Annotated in this window: 1 protein-coding gene; it reads right to left on the minus strand. The window is 77.5% G+C overall.

The window, feature by feature from the left end:
* Positions 1-50 precede the first annotated feature (50 nt).
* A complete protein-coding gene (locus ACFOSY_RS04840) occupies positions 51-10208 on the minus strand; it encodes a type I polyketide synthase (protein WP_394305449.1) in 10158 nt (3385 codons plus the stop codon).
* Positions 10209-10262 lie beyond the last annotated feature (54 nt).

Consider the following 10262-nt stretch of genomic DNA (forward strand, 5'->3'; position numbering starts at 1 on the left):
CATCGCTCATGCGTTCCTCACCCGTTTCGCAGGTCCCGTGGCCGTCTCCGTCAGGAGATGCCGAGGTCGTTCTCGATGAAGTCGAAGAGTTCGTCCGCCGCGGCGGACTCCAGGCGGTCGGCGATGTCGCCGTCGCCGGTCGCGGCGGCCGGCGCGGCGCCGGCCGCGCCACCGCCGCCGCCGAGGCGTCCGAGCAGCGACTGGAGGCGCGCGCCGATGCGGTCGCGCCGGGCGTCGTCGGCCGCCAGTTGGGACAGGGCCGCCTCCAGGCGGTCGAGTTCGGCGAGGACGGCGCCGCCCCCGTCGGTGTCCTCGGTGAGCCGCCCGCGCAGGTAGCCGGCGAGGGTGGTGGCGTCGGGGTGGTCGAACAGGAGCGTGGCCGGCAGGGCGAGGCCGGTGGCCGCGCCGATGCGGTTGCGCAGTTCGACCGCCGTCAGCGAGTCGAAGCCGAGGGCGTTGAACGCCTGGGCGGCGCCGACGCGGTCGGTGGAGGCGTGGCCGAGGACGGCGGCGGCCTCGGTGCGCACCAGTGTGATCAGGGTGCGGTCCCGTTCGGCGGGGGTCTGTCCGGCCAGCCGGGCGCGCAGGGCCTGTCCGGCGTCGGCGGCCGCGCCGCGCTGTCCGGTGCCCGACAGCTCGCGCACCTCGGGCAGTTCGGCGAGGAGCGGGCTGGGCCGTGAGGTGGTGAAGCCGGGGGCGAACCGGGCCCAGTCGATGTCGGCGACGGTGAGCACGGCGTCGGTGCGTGCGGTGGCCCGGCCGAGCGCCTCCACGGCCCGGTCGGGGTCGAGGGGCTGGATGCCGCCGCGGCGCATCCGGTTCTCGGTGCCTGCGTCGCGGGTCGCCATGCCGCCGCCGGCCCAGGGGCCCCAGGCCAGGGAGGTGGCCGGCAGTCCGGCGGCGCGGCGCTGTTCGGCGAGGGCGTCGAGGTAGGCGTTGGCGGCGGCGTAGTTGGCCTGGCCGATGGTGCCGAGGGTGCCGGAGACGGACGAGTACAGGACGAACGCGGTCAGGTCGCGGTCGCGGGTGAGGTCGTGGAGGTTGCGGGCGGCGGCGAGCTTGGGCCGCAGCACGGTCTCCAGGGCGTCGGTGTCCATGGCGTCGAGGAGCCGGTCGTCCAGGACGCCGGCGGTGTGCACGACGGCGTCGACGGGGTGCTCGGCCAGCAGGGCGGCGAGCGCGTCCCGGTCGGCGGCGTCGCAGGCGGCGAGGACGAGTTCCGCGCCGGTGCCGGCCAGGGCCTCCTTGAGGCGGGCGGCGCCGGGCGATCCGGCGCCGGAGCGGCTGACGGCGACGATCCTGGTGGCGCCGCGTTCGGCGAGCCAGGCGGCGGTGCGCAGGCCGAGCGCCCCGGTCGCGCCGGTGAGCAGGACGGTGCCCGTCCAGTCGGCCGGCGTCCCGGCGGGCGCGTCGGCGGGCGCGTGTTCGAGGCGGCGCAGGAAGGTGCCGTCGGGGCGGACGGCGGTCTGGTCCTCGCCGGTGCCGCCGGCCAGGACCGCGCACAGCCGGCGGGCCACGTCGGGGGCGACGGCGGCGAAGGTGCCGGCGGGCAGGTCGATCAGGCCGCCCCACAGCTGCGGGTGTTCGAGGGCCGCGGTGCGGCCCAGGCCCCAGACGGCGGCCTGTTCAGGTGCGGCGGGCGCCTCGTGGCCGAGGACGCCGGCCGCGCCGGCGGTGACGGCCCACAGGCGGGTGGTGTCCGGGCCGGTGCCGCGGTCGGCGAGGGCCTGGACGAGGGCGGTGGTCGCGGCGAGCCCGGCCGGGACGGCTCGGTGGCCGGGCAGCGGCCGGGTGTCGGCGGCCAGCAGGGAGAGCACGCCGGCGGGGGCCGGGCCGTCCTCGCGGGCGGTGTCGTAGGCGGCGGCGAGGCCGGGGCGGTCGGCGCGGGCGCAGTCCACGGGCAGCACGCGGACGTGCGCGCCGTGCGCGGTGAGGGCCTCGGCGACCGAGGACGCCCAGGGGCCGCCGTCCAGGTCCTCGGGGACGGCGAGCAGCCAGGTGCCGGTGAGGGCGGCGGTGGCGCCGTCGGCGGCGGGCCGCCAGGTCACGCGGTGGTCCCAGCGCTGCTCCTCGCGCTGCCTGCGGTCCGTGCCGCGCCAGGCGGCGAGGGCGGGCAGGACGGTGCTGAGCGGGGCGTCCGCGTCGACGTCGAGCCGCTCGGCCAGGGCCGCCGGGTCGGCGGCCTCGACCAGCTCCCAGAAGGCGCCGTCCGCGGTGGGCGCGGCGGGCCGCGCCGAGGTCTGAAGCCAGTAGCGCTCGCGCTGGAAGGCGTACGTCGGCAGGGCGACGGGCCGGGCGTCGGCGGGGGCGGGGGGCAGGTCCGCGCGGCCGTACGTGTGCAGGGCGGCGGCGGCCAGCAGGGCGGCGCGCGTCTCGGGCAGGTCGCGGTGGAGCAGGGACACGGCGGTGACGGCGTCGGGGTCGCCTGCGGAGTCCCGGACGAGGGGGGTGAGGGTGGCGTCGGGGCCGAGTTCCAGGCAGAGGGTGACGCCCTCGTCCCGCAGGGTGCGCACCCCGTCGGCGAAGCGCACGGCCTCGCGGACGTGGCGCACCCAGTAGCCGGGGGTGCACAGGTCCTCACCGGTGCCCAGGGCGCCGGTCAGGTTGGACACCACGGGGACGGCGGGCGGGGCGTAGCGCACGCGCTCGGCCACCTGCCGGAAGTCCTCCAGCATGGCGTCCATCAGCGGCGAGTGGAAGGCGTGGGAGACGCGGAGGCGCCGGGTGCGTCGGCCGCGCGCGGCGAACTCCCCGGCGACCGCGGCCACGTCGTCCTCGGCGCCGGAGACGACGACGGAGGCGGGGCCGTTGACGGCGGCGACGGCGATCCGGTCGGCGCGGTCCTCGAGGTACGGCAGCACCTCCGCCTCGGTGGCCTCGATCGCGGTCATGGCGCCGCCCTCGGGCAGGGCCTGCATGAGCCGGCCGCGGGCGGCGACCAGGGCGCAGGCGTCGGCGAGGTCGAGGACGCCGGCGGCGTGCGCGGCGGTGAGTTCGCCGATGGAGTGCCCGGCCAGCACGTCGGGCCGGACGCCCCAGGACGCGGTGAGGGCGTGGGCGGCCGTGCCGAAGGCGAACAGGGCGGCCTGGGTCCAGGCGGTGCGGTCCAGGAGCTCCGCGTGGGCGCTGCCCTCGGCGGCGAACATCACCTCGCGCAGGGGCGGTCCGTCGAGGTGCCGGTCGAGTTCGGCGCAGACGGCGTCGAGGGTGTCGGCGAACACCGGGTGGGCGGCGTACAGGTCGCGTCCCATGCCGGGGTGCTGGGCGCCCTGGCCGCTGAACAGAAGGGCGAGACGGCCGCCGTCGGCGCTGCCGGTGACGACGTGGCCGGCCTGGTCGCCGGTGGCGAGGGCGGTGAGCCCGGCGAGGAGTTCCTCGTGGTCCTCGGCCACGACGACGGCGCGGTGGGCGAGCGCGGGGCGGGCGGTGGCCAGGGTGTGCGCGAGGTCGCGCGGGTCGTGGCCGGCGGTGAGGAGGTGGGTGCGCAGCCGGGCCGCCTGGGCGCGCAGGGCGTCGGGGGTGTGCCCGGAGACGGGGTACGCGCGCGGGGCGCCGGCCGGCGCCTCCCGCTCGGGCGCGGGGGCGGGCGCGGGGGGTTCCTCCAGGACGACGTGGGCGTTGCTGCCGCTGATGCCGAAGGAGGAGACGCCGGCCCGGCGGGGGCGTCCGTCCGGGGCGGACCACGGGCGGGACTCGGTGAGCAGCCGCACGGCACCGGCGGACCAGTCGATGTGCGGGGACGGCTCGTCCACGTGCAGGGTGCGGGGCAGTTCGCCGTGGTGCATCGCCATCACCATCTTGATGACACCCGCGGCGCCCGCGGCGGCCTGCGTGTGGCCGAAGTTGGACTTGGCGGAGCCGAGCCACAGCGGGCGGTCGTCGGGCCGGTCCTGCCCGTAGGTGGCGATGAGGGCCTGCGCCTCGATGGGGTCGCCGAGGGTGGTGCCGGTGCCGTGCGCCTCGACGGCGTCCACGTCGGCCGGGGCGAGCCCGGCGGAGGCCAGGGCGGCGCGGATGACGCGCTGCTGCGAGGGCCCGCTGGGCGCGGTCAGGCCGTTGGAGGCGCCGTCCTGGTTGGTGGCGGAGCCGCGGACCACGGCGAGCACCGGGTGTCCGTTGCGCCGGGCGTCCGAGAGGCGTTCCAGCAGGAGCATGCCGACGCCCTCGGAGAAGCTGGTGCCGTCGGCGGAGGCGGCGAACGCCTTGCAGCGTCCGTCGGCGGCGAGGCCGTTCTGCGCGGTGAACTCGGTGTAGGTGCCGGGGGTGGCCATGACGGTGACGCCGCCGGCCAGCGCCATCGCGCACTCGCCCTGCCGGAGCGCGTGGGCCGCGAGGTGCAGGGCGACCAGGGCGGAGGAGCAGGCGGTGTCGACGGTCATCGTCGGCCCTTCCAGGCCGAAGGTGTAGGCGACGCGGCCCGAGATGACGCTGCCGGACACGCCGAGGCCGATGTAGCCCTCCATGCCCTCGGGGATGTCGGCGAGGCCCGAGGCGTAGCCGGAGCCCATCGCGCCGACGTACACGCCGGTGCGGCCGCCGCGCTGGGCCAGCGGGTCGAGCCCGGCGCGTTCGAAGACCTCCCAGGAGGTCTCCAGGAGGAGCCGCTGCTGCGGGTCCATGGCGAGGGCCTCGCGCGGGGAGATGCCGAACAGGGCGGCGTCGAAGTGGGTGGCGTCGTGCAGGAATCCGGCCTGGAGGCCGGGCAGCCGGTCCAGGTCCCAGCCGCGGTCGGCGGGGAAGGCGCCGATGGCGTCGCCGCCCTCGGAGACGAACCGCCACAGCTCCTCGGGGGAGGTGACCCCGCCGGGGTACCGGCAGGCCATGGAGACGATGACGACGGGGTCGTCGTCGTCCGCGGCGACGGCGGCGGTCCGGGCCGTCTCGGTGCCGCCGGCGAGTTCGTCGCGCAGGTGGCGGGCGAGGGCGCTGGGCCGGGGGTGGTCGAAGACCAGGGTGGCGGGGAGCCTGAGCCCGGTCTCGGCGTTCAGCCGGTTGCGCAGGTCGACGGAGGTGAGGGAGTCGAACCCGAGGTCTTTGAAGGACTGTTCGCCGTCCACGGCGCCGGCCGAGCCGTGGCCGAGGGCGACGGCGGCGTGGCGGCGCACCACGTCGAGCAGCAGGCGTTCCTGCTCGGGCTCGGTGAGGGCGGCCAGGCGCCGGCCGAGTTCGGACGAGCCGGCGTCCGCGGCGCGGGCGGTGCGCCGGGCCGGCGCGGGAACGAGTCCGTGCAGCAGGGCGGGCAGCCGGCCTGCGGCGGCCGCGGCGCGCAGCGCGGCCGGCTCGGTGCGCAGCGGGGCGAGGACGGCCTCGTCCGCGGTGAGCGCCTCGTCCAGCAGCCGCAGGGCCTGTGCGGGGTCCAGGGCGGGCAGTCCGGAGGCGGCGATGCGGCGTACGGCGTCGGCGTCGAGGCCGCCGGTCATGCCGCCGTCGTGGTCCCACAGGGTCCAGGCGAGTGAGACGGCGGGCAGCCCCTGGGCGCGGCGGTGGTGGGCCAGGGCGTCCAGGACGGTGTTGGCGGCGGCGTAGTTGGCCTGTCCGGCGCCGCCGAGGAGGCCGGCGGCGGAGGAGAACAGCACGAAGGCGGTGAGGTCGGCGTCGCGGGTGGCGTGGTGCAGGGCGAGCGCGGAGTCGGCCTTGGCGCGCAGGACGGTGGCGAAGCGGTCGGGGGTGAGGGAGCTCAGGACGCCGTCGTCGAGGACGCCGGCGGTGTGCACGACGGCGCGCAGCGGGTGCTCGGCGGGGACGGCGGCCAGGACGGCGGCGAGGGCTTCGGGGTCGGCCGCGTCGCAGGCCTCGACGCGTACGGCGGCGCCGTAAGCGGTGAGTTCGGCGGTGAGCTCCGCGGCGCCGGGGGCGTCGGGACCGCTGCGGGAGAGCAGCAGCAGGGAGCGCACGCCGTGCGTGGTGACCAGGTGGCGGGCGACGAGCGCGCCGAGCGCGCCGGTGCCGCCGGTGATCAGGACGGTGCCGTCGGGGTCCCAGGCGGCGGACCGGTCGGTGTCGTCGGCGGTTTGCGTCACGGCGGCGCGCGTCAGTGACGGGACGAGCAGCCGGCCCTCGCGCAGGGCGAGTTGTGGGGCGCCGGACGCGACCGCGGCGGAGAGGGCGGCGCGGGAGGCGTCGGTGTCGTCGAGGTCGGCGAGGACGATCCGGCCGGGGTTCTCGGTCTGGGCGGAGCGCACCAGGCCCCACACGGCCGCGGCGGACAGGTCCGGTACGTCCTCCTCGCCGCCGGTGGCGACGGCGCCGCGGGTGACGACGACCACGGGGGTCTCCCGGGTGCGGTCGTCGGCGAGCGCTGTCCGCAGGGCGTCCAGGGCGCGGGCGGCGACCGAGGCGGGGTTCTCCCCGGGCTCGGAGGTGAAGGACAGGACGGCGGGGGTGCTCCCGTCGTCCTCGGACGAGCCGGCGGCCCGGGTGTCGGCGGCGGGCGTCCGCGGCAGGTCGGCGGGCGTCCAGCGCACCGCGTACAGGGCGCCGTCGGCCGCGCGGGCGGGGCGCGGGGCGCCGTCGGACAGCGGGCGGCTGACGAGGGAGTCGACGGTGGCGACGGGCTGTCCCGTGCCGTCCGCGACGTGCAGGGTGACCGCGCCGCCGGCGTTCCGTTCGAGCCGGACGCGCAGGGTGGTGGCGCCCACGGCGTGCAGGGTGACGCCGCCGAAGGCGAAGGGCAGGCCCACTCCCCCGCCCCGGCCGTCCTCGCCGCCGTCCTCGTCGGTGCCGGTGAGCTGGGCGTGCAGGGCGGCGTCGAGGAGGGCGGGGTGCAGTCCGTAGCGGGCCGCGTCGCGGTGCTCGTCCTCGGGCAGGGAGATCTCGGCGTAGCGGACGTCGCCGTCGCGCCAGGCGGCGCGCAGTCCCTGGAAGACGGGGCCGTACTGGTAGCCCTGGTCGGCGAGGGCGTCGTAGAAGCCGTCCAGCGGGACGGGGGTGGCGCCGGCGGGCGGCCAGGCGGTGAGGGCGTCACCGGGGCGGGCGGCGGCCGCCGGGGCGAGGACGGCGGTGGCGTGCCGGGTCCAGGGGGTGTCGTCGTCGGCGTCCGGGCGGGCGTGGACGGTGACGGTCCGGCGGCCCGTGTCGTCGGGGGCGCCGAGCACGATCTGGAGCTGCACGCCGTGGCCGTCGGGCAGGACCAGCGGGGCTTCCAGGGTGAGTTCGTCGAGCAGGCCGCAGCCCACCTCGTCGCCGGCCCGCAGGACGAGTTCGACGAAGGCCGTGCCGGGCAGCAGGACGGTCCCGGCGACGGTGTGGTCGGCGAGCCAGGCCTGGGCGCGGGTGGACAGCCGTCCGGTGAGCAGGACCCGGTCCTCGTCGGCGACGCGGACCACGGCGCCGAGCAGGGGGTGTCCGGTGCCGGCGAGCCCGGCGCCGGTGACGTCACCGGTGCTGTCGGCGGGCCGCAGCCAGTACCGCTCGCGGGTGAACGCGTAGGTGGGCAGCTCGATCCGGGGGGCGCCCTGAGCGGGTGCGCCGAGGAGGCGGTCGTGGTCGACGGGGACGCCGTGGGCGTGGGCGCCCGCGACGGCGGCGAGCAGGGTGGCCGGCTCGGGGCGGTCCTTGCGCTGGAGGGGCAGGCAGATCCGCTCGGTGGTGTCCTCGGGCAGGCAGGTGCGGGCGAGCGCGGTGAGGGTGGCGTCGGGGCCGAGTTCGAGGAAGCGGGTGACGCCCCGTTCGACGAGCCCCTCGATGCCGTCGGCGAAGCGGACCGTGTGGCGCACGTGCCGTACCCAGTAGTCGGCGGTGGCCAGTTCGTCGGCGGTGGCGGGGCGGCCGGTGAGGTCGGAGACGACGGTGATCCGCGGCGGGCGGGCGGTGACGCCGGCGGCGACGCGCCGGAAGTCCTCGAGGGCGCCGTCCATATGGGCGGAGTGGAAGGCGTGCGACACGCGCAGCCGGCGGGTGGTGCGGCCGCGGGCGCCGAGTTCGGCGGCGACGGCCTCGACGGCCGCGGTGTCGCCGGAGATGACGGTGGCGCGGGGCCCGTTGACGGCGGCGACGGAGACGGCGTCGCCGTGCTCGGCGAGGAGCGGGGCGACCTCGTCCTCGGCCGCCTCGACGGAGATCATGGCGCCGCCCTCGGGCAGGGCCTGGAGGAGCCGGCCGCGGGCGGCGACCAGGCGGCAGGCGTCGGCGAGCGACCAGACGCCCGCGACGTGGGCGGCGGTCAGCTCGCCCAGGGAGTGGCCCAGGAGGTACTTCGGGGTGATGCCCCAGGATTCGAGCAGGCGGAACAGGGCGACCTGGAAGGCGAACAGGGCCGGCTGGGCGAGGCCGGTGGCGCGCAGGGCCTCCTCGTCGCCGGAGTGCAGGACGGTGTCCTTGAGGGACAGGCCGAGTTCGGGGTCGAGGTGGGCGCAGACCTCGTCGTAGGCGCGGGCGAAGGCGGGGAAGGCGGCGTACAGGTCGCGGCCCATGCCGGGGCGCTGGGCGCCCTGTCCGGGGAAGAGGAACGCGGTGGCGCCGCGCAGGGTGCGGCCGGTGACGAGCGCCGGGTGCTCCTCGCCGTCGGCGAGGGCGCGCAGCGCGTCGCGCGCGGCGGCGGTGTCCGGGGCGAGGACGGCGGCCCGGTGTTCGAAGGTCTGCCGGGTGGTGACGAGGGCGCGGGCGGTGTCGTGCGGGTCGTCGTCGGGGTGGTCGGCGACGTGCTTCAGGAGCCGTGCGGCCTGGCCGCGCAGGGCCTCGGCGCTGCGCGCGGACACGAACCAGGGGGCCAGGGGCAGCGGTCGGGCCGGTGCGGCCGTCGCGCCGGCCGCGGGAACGCCGGCCGCGGTGGTCTCGGTGGCCGGGGTGTCGGCGGCCTCGGACTCCGGCTCGGGTTCCGGTTCGGGCGCGGCCTCAAGGATCACGTGGGCGTTGGTGCCGCTGATGCCGAAGGAGGAGACGGCGGCCCGGCGCGGGCGGTCGCCGGTGGCGGGCCAGTCGGCGGGCTCGGTGAGCAGGCGGACGTGCCCGGCGTCCCAGTCGACGTGGGTGGAGGGCCGGTCGACGTGCAGGGTGCGCGGCAGCCGGCCGTGCTGAAGCGCCATCACGGTCTTGATGACGCCGGCGACTCCGGCGGCGGCCTGGGTGTGGCCGAGGTTGGACTTCAGGGAGCCGAGCAGCAGCGGCCGGTCGGCGGGCCGGTCCTGGCCGTAGGTGGCGAGGAGGGCCTGCGCCTCGATGGGGTCGCCGAGGGTGGTGCCGGTGCCGTGCGCCTCGACGGCGTCGACGTCGGCGGTGGTGAGGCCGGCACTGGCGAGGGCCTGTTCGATGACGCGCTGCTGGGCGGGGCCGTTGGGGGCGGTGAGGCCGTTGGAGGCGCCGTCGGAGTTGACGGCGGAGCCGCGGACCACGGCGAGCACGGGGTGGCCGTTGCGGCGGGCGTCGGAGAGGCGTTCCACCAGGAGCAGGCCGACGCCCTCGGACCAGCCGGTGCCGTCGGCGCCGTCGGCGAACGCCTTGCAGCGTCCGTCGGGGGCGAGGCCGCGCTGCCGGCTGAACTCGAACAGCAGGCCGGGGGTGGCCATGACGGCGACACCGCCGGCCAGCGCGAGGTCGCACTCGCCGTTGCGCAGGGCCTGCACCGCCCAGTGCAGGGCGACCAGGGAGGAGGAGCAGGCGGTGTCGACGGTGACGGTGGGGCCTTCGAGGCCGAGGACGTAGGAGATGCGGCCGGAGGCGACGGAGGTGGCGTTGCCGGCCAGCATCAGGCCGTGGACGTCCTCGGGCACCTCGACGGGGCCCTGTCCGTAGCCGGAGGTGGCCGCGCCGACGAACACGCCGGTGGCGCTGCCGCGCAGGGTCTGTGGGCGGATCCCGGCCCGCTCCAGCAGTTCCCAGGAGGCTTCCAGGAGCAGGCGCTGCTGGGGGTCGGTGGCGAGGGCCTCGCGGGGGCTCATGCCGAAGAAGGCCGCGTCGAAGGAGGCGGCGTCGCCGAGGAAGCCGCCCTCGCGGGTGGAGAAGGTGCCGGGGTTGTCGGGGTCGGGGTCGTAGCGGTCCTCGATGTCCCAGCCGCGGTCCGCGGGCAGCGCGCCGATGGCGTCGCCGCCCTCGTCGACGAGTCGCCACAGGTCCTCGGGGCCGCGGACGTCGCCGGGGAAGCGGCAGCTCATCGCGACGACGGCGATCGGCTCGCGGGCCCGGTCCTCGACCTCGCGCAGCCGGCGGCGGGTCTGCCGCAGTTCGCCCGTGACCCGCTTGAGGTATTCCACGTACTTGTCGTCGTCAGCCACGTGTGTCACTTCCTTGAACCCGGTGGGGCCGGGGCGTCGGGTGCGGTCGGGAGG

Source organism: Streptomyces lusitanus (assembly GCF_042647945.1).
Taxonomy (GTDB): Bacteria; Actinomycetota; Actinomycetes; order Streptomycetales; family Streptomycetaceae; genus Streptomyces; species Streptomyces pseudogriseolus.